General features: G+C 42.2%; 24 protein-coding genes. 16 read left to right on the forward strand and 8 right to left on the reverse strand.

Annotated elements, in window-relative coordinates:
* Positions 1-67: 67 nt before the first annotated feature.
* Together PQ469_RS19275 and PQ469_RS19280 are read left to right on the forward strand one after the other, a co-directional pair.
* Positions 68-427, forward strand: coding sequence for a hypothetical protein (locus tag PQ469_RS19275; protein ID WP_090644364.1), 360 nt, complete (start codon positions 68-70; stop codon positions 425-427).
* 269 nt (positions 428-696) lie between these two features.
* Positions 697-1,227, forward strand: a complete 531-nt coding sequence (locus PQ469_RS19280) for a ferritin (protein ID WP_274209146.1) — start codon at positions 697-699, stop codon at positions 1,225-1,227.
* A gap of 93 nt (positions 1,228-1,320) precedes the next feature.
* Here the strand turns inward: PQ469_RS19280 and PQ469_RS19285 are convergent, their stop codons facing one another.
* Both PQ469_RS19285 and PQ469_RS19290 read right to left on the reverse strand, forming a co-directional pair.
* Positions 1,321-2,022, reverse strand: a complete 702-nt coding sequence (locus PQ469_RS19285; RefSeq protein ID WP_274209147.1) for a L,D-transpeptidase family protein — start codon at positions 2,020-2,022, stop codon at positions 1,321-1,323.
* A 104-nt stretch (positions 2,023-2,126) separates the two neighbouring features.
* The gene (locus PQ469_RS19290; RefSeq protein WP_274209148.1) at positions 2,127-3,473 is read right to left on the reverse strand and encodes a flavin monoamine oxidase family protein; all 1,347 of its coding nucleotides are present in this window, start codon (positions 3,471-3,473) and stop codon (positions 2,127-2,129) included.
* 162 nt (positions 3,474-3,635) lie between these two features.
* On the opposite strand from PQ469_RS19290, the gene PQ469_RS19295 reads away from it, so the two are divergent.
* The 7 genes from PQ469_RS19295 (at position 3,636) to PQ469_RS19325 (ending at position 9,803) form a co-directional block, all read left to right on the forward strand.
* The gene (locus PQ469_RS19295; RefSeq protein ID WP_274209149.1) at positions 3,636-4,037 is read left to right on the forward strand and encodes a LiaF transmembrane domain-containing protein; all 402 of its coding nucleotides are present in this window, start codon (positions 3,636-3,638) and stop codon (positions 4,035-4,037) included.
* A gap of 818 nt (positions 4,038-4,855) precedes the next feature.
* The gene (locus PQ469_RS19300) at positions 4,856-5,755 is read left to right on the forward strand and encodes a LiaF transmembrane domain-containing protein (RefSeq protein WP_274209150.1); all 900 of its coding nucleotides are present in this window, start codon (positions 4,856-4,858) and stop codon (positions 5,753-5,755) included.
* A 358-nt stretch (positions 5,756-6,113) separates the two neighbouring features.
* Positions 6,114-6,449, forward strand: coding sequence for a DUF4288 domain-containing protein (locus tag PQ469_RS19305; protein ID WP_090644334.1), 336 nt, complete (start codon positions 6,114-6,116; stop codon positions 6,447-6,449).
* A gap of 128 nt (positions 6,450-6,577) precedes the next feature.
* Complete coding sequence (locus PQ469_RS19310) at positions 6,578-7,612, forward strand: sensor histidine kinase (RefSeq protein ID WP_274209151.1); 1,035 nt, start codon at positions 6,578-6,580, stop codon at positions 7,610-7,612.
* Positions 7,609-8,355 carry a LytR/AlgR family response regulator transcription factor gene (locus tag PQ469_RS19315; protein ID WP_090644331.1) on the forward strand — a complete coding sequence of 249 codons (747 nt, stop codon included), beginning with the start codon at positions 7,609-7,611 and terminating at the stop codon, positions 8,353-8,355. Before PQ469_RS19310 ends, PQ469_RS19315 begins: the two co-directional genes overlap by 4 nt.
* Before the next feature lie 535 nt (positions 8,356-8,890).
* Complete coding sequence (locus PQ469_RS19320) at positions 8,891-9,040, forward strand: hypothetical protein (RefSeq protein ID WP_274209152.1); 150 nt, start codon at positions 8,891-8,893, stop codon at positions 9,038-9,040.
* Positions 9,041-9,089: 49 nt separating this feature from the next.
* Positions 9,090-9,803 carry a hypothetical protein gene (locus PQ469_RS19325; protein ID WP_274209153.1) on the forward strand — a complete coding sequence of 238 codons (714 nt, stop codon included), beginning with the start codon at positions 9,090-9,092 and terminating at the stop codon, positions 9,801-9,803.
* A 239-nt stretch (positions 9,804-10,042) separates the two neighbouring features.
* Here the strand turns inward: PQ469_RS19325 and PQ469_RS19330 are convergent, their stop codons facing one another.
* The 5 genes from PQ469_RS19330 to PQ469_RS19350 form a co-directional block, all read right to left on the reverse strand.
* Positions 10,043-10,585 (reverse strand): hypothetical protein, encoded by a 543-nt coding sequence (locus PQ469_RS19330; protein WP_274209154.1) that lies wholly within the window; start codon positions 10,583-10,585, stop codon positions 10,043-10,045.
* Positions 10,586-11,431: 846 nt separating this feature from the next.
* Positions 11,432-12,115: a hypothetical protein gene (locus PQ469_RS19335; protein ID WP_274209155.1), complete on the reverse strand. Its 684-nt coding sequence runs from the start codon at positions 12,113-12,115 to the stop codon at positions 11,432-11,434.
* 22 nt (positions 12,116-12,137) lie between these two features.
* On the reverse strand, positions 12,138-12,776 hold the full coding sequence (locus PQ469_RS19340) for a hypothetical protein (protein ID WP_274209156.1): 639 nt from the start codon (positions 12,774-12,776) through the stop codon (positions 12,138-12,140).
* Between the two features lies 1 nt (position 12,777).
* Positions 12,778-13,638, reverse strand: coding sequence for an AbaSI family restriction endonuclease (locus PQ469_RS19345; protein ID WP_274209157.1), 861 nt, complete (start codon positions 13,636-13,638; stop codon positions 12,778-12,780).
* Between the two features lie 45 nt (positions 13,639-13,683).
* On the reverse strand, positions 13,684-14,304 hold the full coding sequence (locus PQ469_RS19350; RefSeq protein ID WP_274209158.1) for a hypothetical protein: 621 nt from the start codon (positions 14,302-14,304) through the stop codon (positions 13,684-13,686).
* Positions 14,305-14,420: 116 nt separating this feature from the next.
* Between PQ469_RS19350 and PQ469_RS19355 the strand changes: the two genes are divergently transcribed.
* The 4 genes from PQ469_RS19355 to PQ469_RS19370 all read left to right on the forward strand — a co-directional run bounded on the left by PQ469_RS19355 (position 14,421) and on the right by PQ469_RS19370 (position 16,248).
* On the forward strand, positions 14,421-14,879 hold the full coding sequence (locus PQ469_RS19355) for a hypothetical protein (protein WP_274209159.1): 459 nt from the start codon (positions 14,421-14,423) through the stop codon (positions 14,877-14,879).
* 25 nt (positions 14,880-14,904) lie between these two features.
* Positions 14,905-15,303, forward strand: coding sequence for a hypothetical protein (locus PQ469_RS19360; RefSeq protein WP_274209160.1), 399 nt, complete (start codon positions 14,905-14,907; stop codon positions 15,301-15,303).
* A gap of 72 nt (positions 15,304-15,375) precedes the next feature.
* A complete protein-coding gene (locus PQ469_RS19365; RefSeq protein ID WP_274209161.1) occupies positions 15,376-15,804 on the forward strand; it encodes an SRPBCC family protein in 429 nt (142 codons plus the stop codon).
* Positions 15,805-15,999: 195 nt separating this feature from the next.
* Complete coding sequence (locus PQ469_RS19370) at positions 16,000-16,248, forward strand: hypothetical protein (protein ID WP_274209162.1); 249 nt, start codon at positions 16,000-16,002, stop codon at positions 16,246-16,248.
* Between the two features lie 187 nt (positions 16,249-16,435).
* Here PQ469_RS19370 and PQ469_RS19375 read toward each other — a convergent pair whose 3' ends face one another.
* Positions 16,436-16,798: a winged helix-turn-helix transcriptional regulator gene (locus PQ469_RS19375; RefSeq protein WP_274209163.1), complete on the reverse strand. Its 363-nt coding sequence runs from the start codon at positions 16,796-16,798 to the stop codon at positions 16,436-16,438.
* A gap of 109 nt (positions 16,799-16,907) precedes the next feature.
* On the opposite strand from PQ469_RS19375, the gene PQ469_RS19380 reads away from it, so the two are divergent.
* The 3 genes from PQ469_RS19380 (at position 16,908) to PQ469_RS19390 (ending at position 19,139) form a co-directional block, all read left to right on the forward strand.
* Positions 16,908-17,660 carry an SDR family NAD(P)-dependent oxidoreductase gene (locus PQ469_RS19380; protein WP_274209164.1) on the forward strand — a complete coding sequence of 251 codons (753 nt, stop codon included), beginning with the start codon at positions 16,908-16,910 and terminating at the stop codon, positions 17,658-17,660.
* Between the two features lie 61 nt (positions 17,661-17,721).
* Complete coding sequence (locus PQ469_RS19385; protein WP_274209165.1) at positions 17,722-18,345, forward strand: NADPH-dependent F420 reductase; 624 nt, start codon at positions 17,722-17,724, stop codon at positions 18,343-18,345.
* 206 nt (positions 18,346-18,551) lie between these two features.
* Positions 18,552-19,139 carry a Crp/Fnr family transcriptional regulator gene (locus PQ469_RS19390; RefSeq protein ID WP_274209166.1) on the forward strand — a complete coding sequence of 196 codons (588 nt, stop codon included), beginning with the start codon at positions 18,552-18,554 and terminating at the stop codon, positions 19,137-19,139.
* Positions 19,140-19,256: the final 117 nt, after the last annotated feature.

Raw genomic sequence — 19,256 nt, forward strand, 5'->3', positions numbered from 1 at the left:
TGCTTGCAAAAAAAAGCTTAATACTATTTGGATTAATTATAAATAAACACAACCTTTGTAATATTATATGATTGCGACGCTTGCCCAAACAACTCACTGGACCGATGTTTTTAAAACAACAAAAGGAGCCATTTATCAATGTGATGAAGAGCGTTGCTGGTATGTTGATTTTGCCGGTAAGGTTGCCAAATTTGATTATCGTTGTTTATTAAAGCTCCGTAAAGCAGTTTATCATATAGATATCGAGCATGCCCTGCTCAATACCACCAAAGATCCCGATGTGGAGATCATCTTTATTTGCGCCTGCGACCACTGCTACGTTTTAACCCTTGTACAAATTATAGCCCTGAAAGAACTGCTGGAAGGAACCTTTGTAATGTTGGAGTTAAACCACATATTACACGATAAGTTAGTCATTAGTCATTAGTCATTAGTCATTAGTCATTAGTCATTAGTCATTAGTCATTAGTCATTAGTCATTAGTCATTAGTCATTAGTCATTAGTCATTAGTCATTAGTCATTAGGGCAAGTTGAAGTTGATGAAGATTGTTTTAAATATTTAACATAATTCACCTCACTACTCACCTATTTAGATTAAATTCATATTAACTTTATATTGAACAATATAAAATTATAGCGGTATTATTGTATAACATCCTGCGTAAGCATATAATAACCAATCAATTTAATCCATCATGAAAGACTTACTCCGCATAAAAAGCCTCATTTCTACCGAGATTGAAGTGCTTTTAAACCAACAAGTAAAAAAAGAAGCATACTCTTCGTCTGTATATTTATCAATGGCATCCTGGTGCAACCGTAATGGCTACGATTTTTCGGCCGATTACTTTTTTAAACAAGCCGAAGAAGAAAGAATGCACCAGTTAAAATTCTTTAAATACATCCTTGATATGGGTGGCAATTCTGCATCTCCGGAGGTCACCGGCATTAAACAGGAATATAATTCGTTCCGTGAAGTGTTTGAGGAGGCCCTGGACCAGGAGATTAGCGTTACCAATTCTATCAAAAACATTTATGCCCGCTGCATGAAGGAGCAAGATTTTGTAACCATGGAGTTTTTAAACTGGTTCCTGAAAGAGCAGCGCGAAGAAGAATACAAAGCACGCCGCGCCCTTGAACTGTTTGAAGTTATTGGCGAAGAAGGCACCGGCCGCTGGCAGATTGACAAACATGTTGGCGAAATAAAATATAATAGCGAAGCGTAAGCTTTACCCTACTCTCTACAAATGAGAGGGTTCTGAAAATCAAGTCCTTTTGCGTATTGCAAGGGGACTTTTTTCTTGGTCTCCAATTAAAACTTAAAACGCATAATTCTTTCCTTTGATGTAGTAGGTAACGGGCATATGCGTTTTTTCAAACTTCTCATATCCGGGCTTAAGCGTTTTCCAGAAAGCCATGTACGGTTGATGACTGTAAAAATCCATGTGCGCGTTATCCATCCTGAATGGGAATATATCCAGGTTGATTTTTTGCTGGCCCGCTTCGAAAGCCTTATAAACAAGGGTATAAATCTCCTCAATCCGCGCATCGGTCATGGCGTAACAACCAATAGATGCGCAGTGCCCATGGATCATAATAGCATCGCCGGTGTACCCTTTTAACTGTTCAACCTTGTTGGGATAGCCCACATTAATGGCCAGGTAATATTTACTTGCCGGGTTTAATTGTTTTGGTTCGATGGTATAAAAGCCTTCGGGGCTTTTATTATCGCCTTTTTTGGTTTTGGTGCCCAGATTACCCGAGTAGTAGCAAATCTCGTAAGTTTTAAACAACTTATATTTATTGCCTGCCTTTTTCCAAACCTCAAGCGCATCCTGGTCTTTAAAAATACGGATGTAAATGGGTGCTTCCCCTTTGAAACCCCTATCGTTTAATTCTCTTTGTAATCGGGGCCATACCGTAGCGCGCACATCACTGGCCCGCTTGCTATCCGGCAATTTGGGCCGCGGGTTTACGATAATTAAATAAGAAAACAGCAGGGTCAGGAATAATCTGGACATTGGATAAGGTACTTATCCGCCTATAACGAAAGATTTAGTTACTATCGTATCCCTAATTGAAAATATTAATACCTGCTGCTTAAAAGTAGAAAGACCAATCTTTTTCAGAATTGCTTAATCCGCTCCGCAGCGCGCAACCCGCTATCCAATGCTGCTTCAACAGTACCCATAGCGGTGCCATTATATAAGTATTCGCCGGCGAAGAAAATAGTATCTTCTACAGGTTCAAGTAGAATGGAGCGCGCCTGGCCGGCTTCCACCGTATCATAAGCGTAGGAGCCACGGGCAAATTCATCTGCCGTCCAGTTCACTATGTGGTAGTTACGAAGCCTTTGTTTAAGTTGTTCCTCATCGCGGTTAAAAATATTGGCTAATGATTGCAGGCTTTGCCTTAGTATTTCGGTATTGTGGGTATCCGTTTTTTCGGCAGCTTCGGGGCCGCCTATCCAGCCGGTTAGCATATTGGTATGCCGGGGCGCCTGTGTCCACCAGGTGGGGATTTCCTCGGTGCTAAATAAATAGCCCATGTTACTGAGGCTTTTGCCGGCCAGCTTTTCGGTTTGCTTGTCTTCCCAAAAAGCCTCATCAAACTCCAGCAGGATTTTTATTACCGCCCCAAAGCCTAAAGCATTGATGGCTTTGGTATGATCCGGAATCTCGGGATTAAAACTGATCGCCCCGGAATCGCCTGCGTTAACCTGCAGAACGCCAAGGGGTAAAGCCACAATTAATTGCTTTGCCGAATGCGTACAGCCAACACTGCTAACCACTTTTACACAATGCTGTTGCCAATAAATTTTCTTTACTACAGCATTCAGGTGTATCTGCCCACCGGCAGCAATTATCTCACCGGCCAAAAAACTTGCCAATTTACCGTAGCCACCTGGTACCCGGTATTGTGCTCCATCGTTTTCAGATTGCCATTCGCGGCGCAGCGAAAACGAGCTTGCTTTTTTGGGGTCGGCGTTATCATATCCGGATACAAACTGGCGTACCGATTCCCTCAAACGCCGGTATTTTTCGCCTTTAAATTCGCGAAGCAGGAAACAGTTGATGCTCATATCCTGCTCTAAATCACCCAGTTTATTAAGGAAGGCATCCCAATGTTCAACAAAGGTTTCGTTCTGTTTAAACTCCCCATCCTCATACCGCCACATAGATGCGCCGGCATGGTTATAAGCAATGCCTGCCTCATCCAATAATGATTTTGTGAGCGGTAAATCGCCGTGTATGAACTCGGCGCCCAGTTCCAGGGGTTGTTGGCCCGATGCATTTTCGAGCGTGTGAATGCGGCCGCCAATGCGGTCGCGGGCCTCCAGTACGGTAACTTTTTTACCGGCTTTTGCCAACGTGCGTGCAGCCATTAAACCCGCCGCACCGGCCCCTATGATCAATATATCAGAATCGTCCATCGCAATATTATGGTAGGCCAATGTAATTATTGTAATCATACAATGCGGCATTTGTTTGTCAAATTTTGCGGCAAAAACGATAGCCCCATTCACCGACAAAATATCCTTGCTTACCGGGTTGTTATACCCTGTTCGCCAATATTGGCTTGCTGTGGCTTATATAGCGCAGTACTTTTAGGGTATAATTTAAAACTTACGACGATGAACAACGATATAAACACCCTGAACGCCCCAAACAACAGCAAAGTAGCCGCAGGGGCCATTTTATTAGTAGCTGGCAGCCTTTTACTGATAAACCAATTCGATTTGTTTTTTATACCCGACTGGCTGTTTAGCTGGCCAATGTGGATGATTGCCTGGGGTACTTACATGGGTGCCAAATACAATTTCAGGAAACCATCATGGATAATTGTTACGCTGATTGGCATTGCCTTTTTGCTCGACGACAACATCCCCGATGCCGACCGCATAGTATGGCCGCTGGCTATCATGGCCTTTGGCGCCTGGATGGTAGTTAAACCACGCAAACATACTGAGGAACAAATATTTAACCAACCCAAGCAACCGTTCCATTTTGATAACACAACCGAACCGGGCGTTTAATACATTTTGATTTAATAGTTTTGATTTGAGGGAGGGCCTGTATAGGTTCTCCCTTTTTTGTGAGTGTTCGGTTTTGTGAGGAAATAAGTAGGGGGGTTCGGGGGCGAACACTTATATGGTTGAAAAACAAGCAATTAAGTGTTCGGATAAAACAGAACGCAAAAAGCAACATTTCAACAACTAACTGATTTTTAAATACTTGATTGCAAATCCCCGCTTTTGGCCTGCATAAGCCCGAACACTGACAGGATTTTGTCAGTACCCCGGTTTTAGATGTGTTAGGGATAGAATCGGGTACCGGCCTTTGCGCGTAAGGCCTGCAGGCGTATGAGTGCATAGCCCGGCCACGCTTCTATCAGCGGGGCAACACCCTCGTCGTTATTCTCCATTTCGCAGGATACATTAAGGGAGCAAAAACCAGCAAAAAAATTCAAATAATGTGTAACAGATACCAGGTTTTGAGCAAGAAAAATACATTTTGGTAACACATTTTTCGACAACCGGTAAACCACCTGTCAACAACCCGCCGCAACCTTTCAATATACCTGCCGCACATCCTCACACCCCCTCCGGCCCCTTTGTTTTACCCCCAGTTTTCCGGATGTTATTTGCCTGTCCGGAATTTTCACGAAAGGAAAATATTTCACTTAACGAAAGGCGCTGAATCCTGACCATTGCGTCGTTTAAACACCGGCAAACTTTTTCACCGACAAAACTTCCCCCCTTACCGATTACTTTAAATATATCGCCAGTATTTGTTTGGCACATGTATAATGTTACCTTAGTTTTGGGATATGATTTAAAATGCAACAGAACAAATGAACAACGATATAAATTCTCCGCAAAACCCTAACCGAGGCAAAGCCATGGCCGGGATAATATTGCTTGTTGTAGGAGCAATATTATTACTGAAACAATTTAGCCTTTTCTTTCTCCCGGAGTCATTGGAACTTTGGCCGCTGTGGTTGGTGGCCTGGGGCCTGTATGTAGGCGCCAAACATAATTTTCAAAAATCATCAGGCCCTATGCTGATAGCTATCGGCGTGGTGTTGTTCATCATCAACAACATTCATGATTCCGATCGCATTGTATGGCCCATCGCTATCATAGCCTTTGGTATGTGGCTTATTGTAAGGCGCGGCAAAAGCCATGATCCTGTTACCGGTAAATACAAAACCAAATGGGAAAAAGACTATGCCGACCCTGCCAACTGGGGCAAAAGAACCGAAAAACCTAAGTTCGACTTTGGTAAAATGGAAGACCCGATTGTTGACTACACCGTAAAAGATGGCGGCGAAATACCACCATCCGGCGAACCGGCTGCGGCCGATGCTAACACGCCGCCAAAGGATACGCCTCCTTTTGGCCACCATAACGGCGACGATTACCTGGATACCGTTTCCATCTTCGGCGGGGTTAATAAAACCATCCTGAGCAAAAATTTTAAGGGCGGCGACATCGTTAACATTTTCGGCGGAGCCGAGCTCGACTTTACCCAGGCCGATATTGATGGCCGCGTTTACCTTGATATTACCCAGATTTTCGGCGGCACCAAAATCATCGTGCCATCCAACTGGCAGGTAGTATCGGATTTGGCCGCCGTATTTGCCAGTGTAGATGATAAACGCATCCGCAGCACGGCGTCAAACGTTAACGGCAAAATACTGGTGCTAAAAGGGGTATCGATATTTGCAGGGGTAGATATCAGGAGTTATTGAGAAGAGAATTAAGAGTCAAGACTTTTAATATAAAAGGAGCAGATGCGTAGCGGAGAAGACTCACCCGGCTACGCTTCGCTGGCCACCCTCTCTTCGGCTTCGCCGGAAAGAGGGGCTTGAAAAGTTGAAATTGGGTTTTGAATGATTGAAAGATTCACCGTTCAAGCCCCTCTTTCCACCGCAGGTGAAGAGAGAGGGTGGCGGGCGTAGCCTCGCCGGGTGAGTATTAGCCAGCGTTCAAAACCGGTGTTGATTTTAACATTGTGCAGCGAAATGACAGTAAAATATTTTATCTATAAACAAAACAAAAAGTCTCCCCCTTCAGGGGGAGATTTAGAGGGGGCTGGAGGCCTTTTTTATGAACTGGTACGTAGCGAAATTAGTTTTCAGGGTAATAAGCGGCGATGGCGATCATCAGGCGCAGTTTGATGAGCAGTTGCGGTTAATCAGCGCCGAAACCGAACTGAATGCCTTTGAAAAAGCTAACAAGATTGGCCATGCCAACCAGGATAGCTTTAAAAATATTGAGCGCCAAACCGTTAAATGGCAATTTATTGATGTGGCCGAACTAAATCCCATCAGCGAACCCACCGACGGTACCGAACTGTATTACAACATACACGAAACTCCCGACGCCGACCTGTACATCGCCTGGGCGCATCACAAGGCAGCGTTGCTGGGGGTGAGGAATTGAGTCTTAAGTCGAAAGTCGAAAGTCCTAAGTTTAAAGTCAAAGCGCTATCTAACTTAAGACTTAAAACTTCCGACTTAGGACTTCGGACTACCTAAAAAAATGAATCAATAACAAAACGACAAAAAACATTGGCCATACCAAATTTAAAAGCTTCCAGATTATACGGTGCGTTTGTGGGCTGCGGCTTCGGCTGGGCGGCGCTGCAAACGTATATTATCCATAGTTTTGGTTTTTTGTGGTTCACCTCAACTATTGATGGTTTGCTTAGCGCGGTGCTGCTATCGGGTGCCTGCTGGCTTATTAACAATAACCTGCGCTACTACCAGCCGGGCAAAGGCAGCTATATTAACCTGTTTATATGGGTGGTGGCGCTTGCGGGCATTTGCGCCGCGGGCTGCCGGTATTTGCTGCCGCTACTTAATACCGACCCTATCTTCGTTAATTTTGTTATTCAATCCCTAACTATCCGCTTTTTTATCAACTTTTTGGCCGTGGGCTGGATGGCCATGATCAGCCTGTTGTGGTACTCGCAGCTTGACCAGCGCGAAACCCTGAAACGCAAAACCGAGGCCGAGCAGCTGGCCCGCGATGCCGAACTGTACAACCTGCGCCAGCAACTGCAGCCGCACTTTTTGTTCAACAGCCTTAACTCCATCAACGCGCTCATCGGCTTTAAACCCGACCTGGCCCGTACCATGATTCACCAACTATCCGACTTTTTGCGCGGCACCCTTAAAAAGGACGACCAGCAACAGGTGCCCCTGAGCGACGAACTGGCCCACCTGAACTTATACCTGGATATTGAAAAGGTACGCTTTGGCCACCGCCTGCAAACCGAAATTAGTTGCGACAGTAAATGCGGTGCCGCCCTGCTGCCCTCCATGCTTTTACAGCCATTAGTTGAGAATGCTATCAAATTTGGCTTGTACGATACCACCGGCGAGGTTACCGTGAGCATCCGCGGCGAAATGGAAGATCATTACCTGGTGGTGATGGTGCAAAACCCATACGATCCGCAAACCAGCCGACCAAAAAAAGGTACCGGTTTTGGCTTGCGCGGGGTGCAGCGCCGTTTATATTTGTTATTTGCCCGTAACGACCTGATGGAAACTTACGCAAATGATAATATATTTACAACCATAATAAAAGTACCACAAGTATGAAGCGCGCCCTGATTATTGACGACGAGCCATTAGCCCGCATGGTTGTAATGGAATACCTGCAAAATTTTAAAGATATTGAGCTGATACAGGAATGTAACGACGGCTTTGAAGGCCTGAAAGCCATACAACAGCACCAGCCCGACCTGATATTTTTAGACGTGCAGATGCCCAAGATCAACGGTTTTGAAATGCTGGAACTGGTAGAAAACCCGCCCGCCGTGATCTTCACCACCGCTTTTGACGAGTACGCCATTAAAGCCTTTGAGGCCCATGCGGTCGACTATCTTATGAAACCCTTCAGCAAGGAGCGTTTTAACAAGGCGGTCGAAAAATTCCTGGCCACCGCGCCCGAAAAACATACGCCCAAACATACCGAAGAACTGCTGGACGCCGTTGCCGCCCATTCGCCCGCCCAAAACGAGCGCATCGTGGTAAAAACCGGCACCAAAGTAAAAATTATCCCCGTTGCCGACGTTGAATACCTGATGGCCGACGACGACTACGTATCCGTAATCACCAAAGAAGGCTCGTACCTCAAAAACAAAACCATGAGCTTCTTCGAACAAACCCTCGACCCTCGGCAATTCGTCCGCGTGCACCGCTCTTATATTATTGCCATTACCCAAATAACCCGGATAGACCCGTATGAAAAGGACGCGCATTTGGCTATTTTGAAAAGCGGCGCTAAGATCCCGGTGAGTAAAACGGGATATGTGAAGTTGAAGCAGGTGCTGGGGATTTGAGCTGAAAGCCGAAGGCGGAAAAAGCTGAAAGCAGAAGGCCTAAAGCTAAAAGCTAAAAAAATTTTCATTTCGATGGAGCACGGGAAAGAGAACGCCATGCCTTGTATGGTGGCTATTCGACTCACCCCGACGAGGCTACGCCCGTCTGCCCCTCTCTCCGACTGCGTCGCATAGAGGGGCGAAAAAGGGAAAACAAAAATGAGCTTTACCCTCTTTGCGGCTTCAGCCGGAGAGAGGGTCGGCCAGCGCAGCGTAGCCGGGGTGAGTCGTAGCCAGCGTTCAAAGCCGATGGTTATGTAAAAGGGGAATTTGTCATGCTGAGTAGTAAAACCAGCGGATTCCGAAGGGAAAATGACATCGATTTACCCCCGAAGTCATGCCGACTTGTTTCGGCACCCCACATGCTAAGTATACATCATACCAGAACCCTTTTTTGTTAACGGTAACCAGGGGCATAATAAAAGCACCATCCCCTCCCCATCCAAAGCAAAGCCCCGTGCAATTCCTTCCTTTGGGAAGGGAAGGTAAGGGTTAAATGAACTATGCAGATAACGCAAATAATTATGGCGTAACCCCGCTGATAGAAGCGGGGTCGGGCTATTCGCTTATACGGCACAAGGCCTTAGGCGCGGGGCCGGTATTCGCTGCTATCCCTTACGCGGGGGATAAAAAGTACATCCTATAGTTTCAACTGTCCGCTAATACTGGTAAATTGGCAAATCATATAACCTTACATGAGCAAAGCCTACCTTGCCTTACTGATCGTCCTGCTATTTGGATGTAATATCAAACCCAAACAGAAGACTGTCCCGCCCCCACCTCCAAAACCCGGATGGAAAACCATCGACCTGGATGAATTTGTAATTGATGTACCCGATTACTTTACCCTCAAATTTGAAAAGGGTATTGATTCCCAACCAGGCTCATTAAAGGGAAAGGATTTCGACCTTCTTTTTGACTATGGTCGGTTTTGCGATACCCTGGTGATGAGCGAGCAGGAATATATCCGGCAGGGATGGTGGAAGGATGAGGGAATTACAAGATTTGTAAACAAAAGGTTACACCCCGATATTAACTGGATAAAAACCCAGGTAACTCAAACAAAACCATGCAATAAAAGCGACAGCACATTTGCCCGCGGCTGCGATTTAATAGCATCATGCGTTTACAAAAGCTATAAATTTAAATTGCCGATTTTTATCCCGCAGGAGGTTAAAAACCACACTGTAATATTAGATACCATACAGCGCCATTACCGCCGTTTGGTAATACCTAAAAAAGGATTAAAAGGAATAACAGGGATTTACATGCGTAAACAGGAAGCCCATATGTTTTCGGGGATAAGCGCGAACGCTATTGTGATGGCTACCCGGAATCTAACAGATGCTCAGCAGGCTTTGGCGAAGGAGATATTTTTGACGTTGAGGCCGAAGGTGAAGGGTAAATAATTACGAGGTAACGCTCCTTTGGTCGGGTCGGGCTGTTTGGCTTATATGACTTTGGGCATTAGGCTCGATCCAGTATTCGCTGCTATCCGTTACGCGAGACCACAACAGGGTGGTGCAATGAAAACACCTACCGTAAGTTGAATCATTTATATTTCAGGTAGGGTGACAGTTCAATGAATCACCACGTAATATGTGCAAAGATTGATGATATGTTTCAATATATTCTTTTCAATTATTTATTAAAAAAACATTTTTATTATTTCAACAAAGCTAAAAACCGAATTTGCAACATTTAAATATCTTTTCAAAGTATATAGTTGTTCTACTCCTTTAACACTCAGTTCAAGCTGATCAAAAATTTCACTATAGTTTCCTTGGTATTCGGGTTTGATTTTTTTTAGTGTTATAGATGCGGCCGTGATATATTTCTTTATTTCCTCAAACGATTTTTCAATAAATTTTTCTTTCAAGCATACCACTAAAGCGTCTGTTATTTTCTCATCATTAACTTGAAAAAACAATAATGCTGGGTAAGATATTTTCACGTCTTCACCAAAAAATTTTCCAATCAATGTGTCTGTACTTTTCGATGGATTTTCATAACTTGATACGCTGACGAGCATTTCCATGTAATTCGCTTTAGAATTATCACTTCTAGCTCGAACGCGTTTCCGTTCTTTGGTGTGGATGCTAAATACAGTTAAATTTTCACCAGATATTTCATTTAGGGCGAGCCAATAGTCACGATCAGCTAATACCTTAGCCAATTGTGCATTTTCCAAGTCGTACAGTATAAAAGCAAAAGCCAGCGCTCTGCCTTCTTTTTATGCTCTTCACAAATTTTTAAGAAGTCTGTCGAAAAAGAATAATAATTGTGGCCTTGGTCTTGGCTATTATGATAAATGTTGTACATACTATAGGTTTGGTGATTATAAATATACAAAATATCCCGATAGATAATCTCCCCTTTTAGCGCAAGTCTTGTGTGGCTGCCTACGGACGGATGACTTGTGATTTATCGACAATAACTAAATCGCAAAGCACATGTCACCCCTGACACCATTCTTAACACAAGACCTGCGCTAAAAAGTTAGTGCGTCCTTATGTTAAGTATGTGAAAACCTACGGGATTGCCCTCGATAACCTCGATCGTCACAGATACATCGTCATTCCTTTCTAACTGTTCTGAGTTAACACTGTACGTGAATTCCACATTATATGCACTTCGGTGTGGATCGGTTGGATGTCTTTCGAAAAATTCACAATGCAACGAAATACCGGTAGTATGGGGTTCGTGATCCCGTGCGTCTAAAAGGCTTCTAACCTGGTTGCTCTGCAATATATGGCTAATGATTGCAAAATTAAGTTCAGTAGTGGGCTTTTGCATTTTAATAAGTGTTTGGTTTATATTAATTAATTGAATATACGCTTAATGTGCAATAAATCAAGTTATTAAATAATTACATTCAAATAATGAGTCCGTCATTCAGCTTCTGATCGGCGTTATCACCGCACCAGCCAGAGCTTGTATTTTACATATGCTTTAGTTGCATCTATATAATACCAGGCTTCCGTAAGGCCAACTGGAAGTGCTGCGGTGATAACACCGACCCCAGGCTAAATCCGAATTATAAACCTGTTTCATCATCATGTAATAAAGAATGGAAATAATCTAATGCATTCCTCCTAATTGGGTTATTCTTTTCTTTTTTGTCAGAAATCAATAAGAATTGCTCTTGAAATACTCGCTTGTAAGATTCCCAAAACCAATACGGGTTTATAACTAAAAAACCATCTTCAAATGACCAGCCTTCTTGCAATTCGGCACTTAGAAAAACGTTTTTTGCTCTGTAACCATGCATAAAAGAGGTTCTCAGATAATTATGGAAAATTTCGGCATAGCTGGATATCTTACTTATGTCTTCCTTTGGCCACAACGCTTTCATCGATTTCTTAAAATTTTGACTTAGCTGCCTTGACAGTTTCTTATCAAGCATGCTATAGATATGCACTGATACTACCTTTGATATTTCATTCTTTTTTTTGTCATCTCTTTTCAATAATAAAACGGGTTGAACAACTCGACCTAAGGTTTCAACGGCTACACAAGTTAAAACTGTCAGGGAAAATGGGGTTTGTACTTTTTCTCTATTGGATATTGGATCAATTTGATTTAGTAGATAATCTTCAAGCCTCCGTTTTAAATATAGTAGTTTAGTGTCATCATCTTTGATAGTTCTGACTTCGCCAAAGGTAATTCCTTTAGGTTCTGTTAAATGAATAGAAAATATAATGCTATCAGGTATAGCCATGTTGAAAATATTTTATTGTAGGTTAAAACAGTGCTTTTACTGTATCGCTTAGGTAAAGTAAAACTTCAATATCGCGCAAAGTAATATTTGGTTCTATGTAGCCGATATTCTCAAGCCATCGCAACATTAGCTTTGTGTATTCAACATACAACGGAATGGCTTTGATTTTGTCGGATATTATGTACTCGGGAATCTTTTTTGCACCTCCTTGAGCAAGTACGTTATTTAGTCCCTTTAGTACTCGACTGTCAAAGATTGAAAACAATCTCGGATTGACGAAATGAAGAACTTTTGATGTTCCAACAATTGAATTGTTTACAATCGGGATAAGTAATAATAAAACTTCTTTTACTTCAGTTTCTCTACTTACAAATTCGGTTGAACTATTTATTCCGTTAAAACTATTTATTTTATTAATCAATTCATCTAAATTTTCAGGAAGAGTGGATTTAAATTGCGCCATGGTAGGCATCCATGAATATGCAAATGCTATTAGGTGAATTAAATCTTTTTTATTGTTTAATGGGGAATTTCTAAATTCATTGTACGACAATTCAAACCATTTGTATTTATCGACATTCAAAGTCTCATGCTTGGAACGTCTTAATTTTTCAAATAACTCATGATTGAATTCTATACTATTAAATATATTCTCCGCCATATTATTTAAAAGTTTGATTAAATGTATCTACTCTTGTTTTGGTTCTCCTTAAGACTACTTCGTTCAACTTGTTGGTTGCTTCGACATCTATTTTGTATTCGCCTTTAAATCTATACATTATATCTCCCAACGGACTGCGTACTCGAGCAAAAACAATTCTACTATATACTGCATCTTTTAAGGCTACCTGGATATGATTTTGCCTTCTGGCCGCTATTTCACAATACTCCCTGATAGTCTCCTCATCAGCCGAAATGCTATTATGCCATTCATTATTAGGGTACAGCTTGGGAAACCAGATAAAAGTGTTAAGGTCTTTCAGATTCTTTGCTGCACCTTTCCAAATTCCCTTAGGTTTATAATTGTTTCCAAAGCAATTTGCGGCATCAACCATAGTTTTAAAAGCAACGTCATCTTTAAGGTCAATGTACCCTCTTTTTATATAGGTCATAGGATCTTGTTCAGCCTCAAAGTCCCAAGGCTTAAAATCTGTTAAAGCATTTTTTATCTCTTTGAGCTCATTTATTATAGAATCTATCGCATCGTTAATCTTTATTAAAGGTTGCGTTACATCTATTCTGATGATTTTGTGATCTAACGCAGATAGTATGTCAGCTTCCCTAACTTTATCGGCTTCAATTTGTAATTTGTGATGAAATTCGTCTATTTCAATGTGTGCTTTCAACTGTGGAAAAAACATATCTGTCAAAGCAATTCCAGTAGGTCTTTTAACATATTGTTGTGTTACAAATTTTATTTCCGTATCATTTAATAGATGCCAAATCCGTGTAACCACATAGTGTTCAAATGTTTTATTTTCTGCCCTTGAAAGTTGCCTGCTGATGAATTCCAGTTGTGTCATGCTTTACAACATAGTTTGCGAAGTTGATAATTATTATGTCTATAATCATTCCATAAACGAACTTTCCACAAACGAAAGTAAGTCTTGATTTGATTTATCATAACTGGAAAACAAACAAGTCCGGGCAGTTTTATATCCCCACATGTTAGATTTGGATACTACACTACTAATCTCCCTGCTGTATTTTTTTTCATCGGTTTTACGATTATCAAAAATTTGAACGAAGTAACTTGTTAAAGCATTCCATTCTCCTTTTGGGAAAATACCGTAAGAGAATTTTCCACCTACACTACCAATTCCAATACTGATGTCAGTTCCAAAACCAGCCTGATAAGCCGCAATGCCAATTTTAATGGTAATTTTTCCTGGCTCTGATTTTTTGTAATATTCGGATTCGCTAAGCGTGGTTATTTTACAAGAGGGGTAAGTTTTTTTAATGTATTCCATTAAACCTTGTTCAACACTTAGGCTTTCACATTCAACCTTACTATTTTTAGGGATACTTCGGCCATCAAACACGACAAGGTTGATATTCTCGTTTTCTAAAAAGCCGGTTCGTGGTTTTACTTCTTGTTCTGGAGGACACCAGATGTAAAGCTTTTGTGCTCTGCAGACGCCCCCAAAGCAGAGAAATACTAATAGCGTAATAAGGAATGGTTTAAGCATTTTTAAAATGTAGGTTAACAAACGTAATGAAAAATATGTATATCAGTATTAATGTTTTTTGCTATCACATACTATTTTCAAACTTAAAAAGTTATTCTAAGTCAAACCATTGTCATATGCATTTAATAAAAAAATGTTTTGCATTCCTTTTAATAACCGCAAGCCTTGTATTTGCTAACAATAAATCCTTCGGCCAATTATCAAAAGGAGGATTTAACCCGGATTCTTCTCAAACAATTTCGCTTGCCGAATTTAACAACCGTGTCGAAAGGGCGATTAAATTGCTTCAAACAGAAACATTGTCGGCAATTTCAGATACCGACCATATTAACATTATGATGTGTTTAAATACCATTTTTATGACTCATAAAAGAGGCACTTTCGTAAAAAGATTTAGTGGAAACATGTACGAACAACTTGAAATGATTGCTCATAAAAAGAATTATGACAGGGATATTACTAACGTTTATCCAGATTACATCCCTAACCGGGGCATGGGCTATTATTTCCCAAAACTTAAAATGGAACTTTATGGAACGCCGCGCCTTTATGCGATATTTAGGATATCCGAATAACGTTTAAATATTAACTTTGGCTATTATGAATACTCCCGAACCGCATCGTGGCTTTTACACCCGAAAGGCATTCCTTTCAATAATTGAAAAGTTCAAGTGGCCCTATGAAAGCGGGATGCAGGATTGGCCTCTTGAAGTGTCTAAACACATTGATTTAGGCTTTTGCCTGCAGGAGTATCCCAAATTGCTTGACGACGATGAGAAGTTTCTATTAATGGAAGGAATTTTATACGCTTTAGATCAACTTCAAGGTGAAGATTTTGAGCTATATAGCTATAAAACCGCCGCATTTTTACATGCGGATTTTGACATTCATAAATCCACGATATTTTACTGGACACTTTATGATGATGAAGTTGAAACTGAAGACGGATTTGCAATTACTCCATTAATGCGGGAAATATGGGATGCCAAAAAAAAGTGATTTTGTTTTTTAATATCTGAATTATAAAAAAACCTTTTAATTATTTTAGACTTAAATTAAACTTCACTAACCATGCCCCCCGCCCCTATCACCATCCAAACCACCTTCCAATCCCCCATAACCACCGTATGGCATGCCTGGACGGATGCCGCCACCATGCTGCAATGGTTTGGGTCGGACCCGGATGGCCAGGGCCTTAGCGCCGAAGCAGACGCACAGCCCGGCAAAGGGTTCCGGGTAAGTTTCAGGGATAGCAGCGGGATGGAGCATACTTGTTTTGGTACCTATTTAACGATTACGCCACCTCATGAACTCAGCTTTACCTGGTGCTGGCAAAACGAGCCTGGGGTAACATCGCAGGTTGTGGTAAGGTTGCAGCAAAGCGGCACGGATACGCTGATGCATTTTGAGCATAACGGCGTAGGCACCGCATCGGCCCACAACTATTTGGCGGGCTGGACAAGTACTTTTGAAAAATTGCGCGGGGTGGTGGAGAGGTAATAATTCTTTATTGATGCTGTCCCAATTAAAAAATGCAATACTGATGATAGTGCAGCTTGAGATGGTGATACAGAGGTGTTAATTGATACAACAGTTAGATACTTTGATGACTGTAATTAGTACAATATGTGTTATATTTGATATAGAAATAGCACAGCTTTTGTTGTTGCTGTAGATGATAAAAAGAATACTGTTATGAGTGAGACTGAAGTACTGGAAAATATAGCTACTAATGCTGTAAGGCGTTTACGGACTGAAACTTTGGTATCGGGGCAGCCATTCATGATCAATGTAGAAGGCTTGCCAAAAAACCAGTGTTACCTGGAGTATCCCGATCAAACCATCCAACTGGTAACTTTTGTTCAGGGCAAAAATGATTTTATCCCTATTAAAAACCTTGGAGCCAGGGATCGTGACCGTTTACGGAAACGTCTTGGTTTGTAATGCCCACGCTTTATTTGATCACCGGCTCAAACGGTGCAGGTAAGTCAACCGTTGGTCCTGATTATTTACCCGAAAACATACGTGCCAACCACGTGGTTTTCTGTCCCCGCGGGGGACGAAGGGGACGGCGAATCAACGAGATAATAGCAATCTTCCATTTCCCCTTCATTGCAGGTTTCAATTTACATTATCCGGCATAAGTTACCCTATCATTCTCCTTAGGCACTAAAGCTACTTCATATTTTAAATTCCATTCTTTGATGTGTTCTAAAATCGGCAAAAATGCCAGGCCTTTTTCAGACAACTTGTATTCCACCCTGGGTGGCAGTTCCTTATAGGCCAATCTTTCCAATAGTCCGTCTTCTTCCAACTCTTTTAGTTGTTCGGTTAGTACTTTCCTTGAAATGAGTGGTATTATAGAATCCAGCTGGCCAAAACGAATGGTACGGGTGCCAATTACATTTATAATTATCGGCTTCCATTTATTACCAATAGTGCCAATAGCCCTTGTAAACGGGCAATTCGAGTTGCAAAATCGTTCGTCCTTCATATCATTTAAAATTGTAGTTACCCAATGGTAACCAGAATATACTGTCGATAGTTACAAATATAAACTATTGGCAATATCTTTGCGAAACAAATTTAAATAGAAATTAAAAATGAGTAGATTAAAAGATAAAGTAGTAGTTATTACAGGCGGTAATAGTGGCATTGGCTTTGGCATTGCACAGGAATTTAAAAGTGAAGGTGCTAAAGGAGCTATTGTGGGCAGAAACCAGGAAACTTTAGATAGTGCCGTGGCCCAGCTTGGAGATAACTTTATAGCCATAAATGCCGATGTAACCAACCTTGCCGACCTGGAAAGGGTATTCAAAGAGACAGCCGAAAAATTTGGTAAAATAGATGTGATTGTAGCCAATGCGGGTGCAGGAACTGTAGGAACCGTGGCAACTTTTAGCGAAGCCGACTTTGACAAGGCAATTGACCTGAACCTGAAAAGTGTTTACTTCACTGTTCAAAAAGCATTGCCCTATATGAATGATGGTGGCTCTGTTATTTTGATCGGGTCGAACGCTGCACATCGGGCATATGCAAATTTTACGCTTTACGGCGCTGCAAAGGCAGCTGTTATCTATTTAGCCAAAGGATTTTCAAGCGACCTTTTAGATAGAAAGATCAGGGCAAATGTGATCACACCAGGTACAACAGATACGCCGGCATTTGACAAGTTTGTTCCGGCAGAACAAATGGAAGCGGTAAAAAAGCACTTTGCAGATCAAATGCCGATAGGCCGAATTGGGCAACCAGCCGACATTGGTAAAACAGCGGTTTTCCTGGCCTCCGACGATTCTTCGTTCATGCTTGGCGCCGAACTCCTTGTTGATGGCGGTATGACCTATTTGGCTAAGTAATTAACCTCACACCGGCACGGGGATGTACCCGTGCCATTAAATAATTAAAATAATTTTCAAAATGAGTAAATCAGAAAATAAAGCAGCAAGCTACGCAATTATCGGCTTCGGCAAGATAGGCCAGGCCCTGGCTAAGGCATTTGCACGCAAGGGCATCAAAGTATCCGTTGCAACCACCCGCGACCCGGAAAGCTTTGCATCCGACGCGGCTGAGATCGGATCAGAGATCATTCCCGCAACACTGGCGGAAGCCGTTAAGGCTGACGTCATCTTTTTGGCTGTGCGTTTTGAGTCGCACCCGGATGTTGCGAAGGCGCTGCCCAACTGGCAGGGGAAAACCATCGTAGATGTGACCAATGCCTACGGTGTGCCCCCCGAGAAGCTGGGAGGACTGCCTTCCGGTCAATTAGTGGCCCAGGCCTTCACCGGCGGAAAACTGGTTAAGGGCTTCAACCATTTGGGAGCCGCCATTCTTGGCCAGGACCCGGCCGTACATGGTGGCCGGAGAGTTGTGTTCCTGGCAAGCGACGATGACAGCGCAGCAACAGAGATTGCTGCGCTTGCGGAAAATCTCGGTTTTGCGCCGGTCAAACTTGGCGGGCTTTCGGAGGGCGGACTGCTTGTGCAGGCACACGGAAACACCTGGGGTAAACTCATATTTCAGGACCTTGTCAAGTTCAGCTGATGAATAGTAGTCGCAAATTTCGATGCGATCCCACCTCGTTGACAAGGAAACCATAGTTTGATTAAATTGTCTCTTAAATCCCTGTTTCTTTACGAAGCAGGGATTTTTTGCTGAGCATGAACTTGCGGCAAATCCCCACCTCGTTATATTTTTTAGTCTTTTATCAGGCGGCTTGAGTAAATTGCGGATAATTATATCTTTGAACGATGTCCAGTTTTGAAACGTTTTTCGATTACATTCAGGAAATATCAGGCAAACTGCTTTCGGAGGATGATAAGCATTTGCTGATGGCCCATTTTAAACCAAAAAAACTTCGAAAACGGCAATACTTTTTACAGGAAGGAGACGTATGCAGGTATATCGGGTTTATTGTAAAAGGGTCTGCCAGGACCTTTACAGTAGATGACAAAGGGCATGAACATATCCTGAAATTAGCTTTGGAAAACTGGTGGCTGGCCGATTTTGAAAGCTTTTACAAGTTAACCCCAAGTCGCTTTAATATTGAAGCGCTGGAGAACCTGGAGGTTCTGCAATCAACCAATGCTCAAATTGAGGAGTTTTTGAAGGATATACCTGCCTTTTCAGCAATGGCGAACGTAATAAGTCAAAATAACACCATTGCAAGTCAGAAAAGAATGCAGGCCGCAATGAGCTATACGGCCGAAGAACGTTACGAGGATTTGATTAGTAATTATCCGCAATTTCTGCAGCGTTTCCCGCAAAACATGATCGCTTCTTACCTGGGTTTATCCCCGGAAACGTTGAGCAGGCTAAAGAAAAACTCTATTAAATAGAGCCTCGTCAATCTATCTCTCTGAATGCAAAAAAAGTGCTTGGCAATGGAATATAAGCCGTTGTAACCTGCCTGGCTTTCTGCTACTTTGTTTTTATATGCTATCATAAGTCACTAT

This window comes from Mucilaginibacter sp. KACC 22773 (assembly GCF_028736215.1).
Taxonomy (GTDB): domain Bacteria; phylum Bacteroidota; class Bacteroidia; order Sphingobacteriales; family Sphingobacteriaceae; genus Mucilaginibacter.

Bases quoted from the DNA above. Each gene is read 5' to 3' on its own strand.
- PQ469_RS19365 (WP_274209161.1), top strand. From the start codon at position 15,376: ATGCCCCCCGCCCCTATCACCATCCAAACCACCTTCCAATCCCCCATA.
- PQ469_RS19380 (WP_274209164.1), top strand. From the start codon at position 16,908: ATGAGTAGATTAAAAGATAAAGTAGTAGTTATTACAGGCGGTAATAGT.
- PQ469_RS19280 (WP_274209146.1), top strand. From the start codon at position 697: ATGAAAGACTTACTCCGCATAAAAAGCCTCATTTCTACCGAGATTGAA.
- PQ469_RS19350 (WP_274209158.1), bottom strand. From the start codon at position 14,304: ATGCTTAAACCATTCCTTATTACGCTATTAGTATTTCTCTGCTTTGGG.
- PQ469_RS19275 (WP_090644364.1), top strand. From the start codon at position 68: ATGATTGCGACGCTTGCCCAAACAACTCACTGGACCGATGTTTTTAAA.
- PQ469_RS19345 (WP_274209157.1), bottom strand. From the start codon at position 13,638: ATGACACAACTGGAATTCATCAGCAGGCAACTTTCAAGGGCAGAAAAT.
- PQ469_RS19385 (WP_274209165.1), top strand. From the start codon at position 17,722: ATGAGTAAATCAGAAAATAAAGCAGCAAGCTACGCAATTATCGGCTTC.
- PQ469_RS19335 (WP_274209155.1), bottom strand. From the start codon at position 12,115: ATGGCTATACCTGATAGCATTATATTTTCTATTCATTTAACAGAACCT.
- PQ469_RS19315 (WP_090644331.1), top strand. From the start codon at position 7,609: ATGAAGCGCGCCCTGATTATTGACGACGAGCCATTAGCCCGCATGGTT.
- PQ469_RS19300 (WP_274209150.1), top strand. From the start codon at position 4,856: ATGAACAACGATATAAATTCTCCGCAAAACCCTAACCGAGGCAAAGCC.
- PQ469_RS19390 (WP_274209166.1), top strand. From the start codon at position 18,552: ATGTCCAGTTTTGAAACGTTTTTCGATTACATTCAGGAAATATCAGGC.
- PQ469_RS19290 (WP_274209148.1), bottom strand. From the start codon at position 3,473: ATGATTACAATAATTACATTGGCCTACCATAATATTGCGATGGACGAT.
- PQ469_RS19370 (WP_274209162.1), top strand. From the start codon at position 16,000: ATGAGTGAGACTGAAGTACTGGAAAATATAGCTACTAATGCTGTAAGG.
- PQ469_RS19320 (WP_274209152.1), top strand. From the start codon at position 8,891: ATGAACTATGCAGATAACGCAAATAATTATGGCGTAACCCCGCTGATA.
- PQ469_RS19305 (WP_090644334.1), top strand. From the start codon at position 6,114: ATGAACTGGTACGTAGCGAAATTAGTTTTCAGGGTAATAAGCGGCGAT.
- PQ469_RS19355 (WP_274209159.1), top strand. From the start codon at position 14,421: ATGCATTTAATAAAAAAATGTTTTGCATTCCTTTTAATAACCGCAAGC.
- PQ469_RS19375 (WP_274209163.1), bottom strand. From the start codon at position 16,798: ATGAAGGACGAACGATTTTGCAACTCGAATTGCCCGTTTACAAGGGCT.
- PQ469_RS19285 (WP_274209147.1), bottom strand. From the start codon at position 2,022: ATGTCCAGATTATTCCTGACCCTGCTGTTTTCTTATTTAATTATCGTA.
- PQ469_RS19295 (WP_274209149.1), top strand. From the start codon at position 3,636: ATGAACAACGATATAAACACCCTGAACGCCCCAAACAACAGCAAAGTA.
- PQ469_RS19360 (WP_274209160.1), top strand. From the start codon at position 14,905: ATGAATACTCCCGAACCGCATCGTGGCTTTTACACCCGAAAGGCATTC.
- PQ469_RS19340 (WP_274209156.1), bottom strand. From the start codon at position 12,776: ATGGCGGAGAATATATTTAATAGTATAGAATTCAATCATGAGTTATTT.
- PQ469_RS19325 (WP_274209153.1), top strand. From the start codon at position 9,090: ATGAGCAAAGCCTACCTTGCCTTACTGATCGTCCTGCTATTTGGATGT.